This window comes from Brachyspira sp. SAP_772 (assembly GCF_009755885.1).
Lineage (GTDB): Bacteria > Spirochaetota > Brachyspiria > Brachyspirales > Brachyspiraceae > Brachyspira.
In genome coordinates this window covers 1-549 of the sequence record NZ_VYIX01000341.1, presented here as the reverse complement: position 1 = coordinate 549, position 549 = coordinate 1, and the positions used below count along the sequence as shown (strand labels likewise).

At 36.4% G+C, this 549-nt stretch carries 1 protein-coding gene; it reads right to left on the bottom strand.

From position 1 onward, the window contains the following. The coding region (locus tag GQX97_RS14405; RefSeq protein ID WP_157152369.1) for a flagellin at positions 1 to 549 on the bottom strand (549 nt) is incomplete at both ends.

Genomic DNA, 549 nt, shown 5'->3' with positions numbered 1-549 from the left:
TTCAGCCATATCAGTATCTCTTATTCTGCTTTCAGAAGCCATAGTGTTTTCATAACCTATCATTAAACCTTGAGCAGTAAGCTCTAATCTGTTTTGATAAGCACCAAGATTAGATCTTTGTTTAGAAACTTTCATTAAAGCTTCATCAACTAAACCTATAGCACTGTTAGCTTTGTCTATAGAAGAAATAGAAAGAGTAGTACCATCAGCAGTGTTTTGTAAACCTAAAGCAGCAGCAGTCATAGTTCCTATATAAACTCTTCTTCTTTCGTCCATGTTTGCACCCATGTGAAACCACATACTTGCAGCAGGAGCACCRCCRGMATTAGGGTCAGCAAATCTACCAGTAAGCATGTTAAGAGTATTGAATTGAGCTTGGCTAGCAATACGGTTAACTTCATCTACTAATTGAGAAACTTCAACTTGAATAAGCATTCTGTCATCATCAGTATATATACCGTTAGCAGATTGTACAGCTAATTCACGAATTCTTTGTAAGATGTCTTGGCTCTCTTGAAGGTATCCTTCAGTAGTTTGAATGAAAGATAT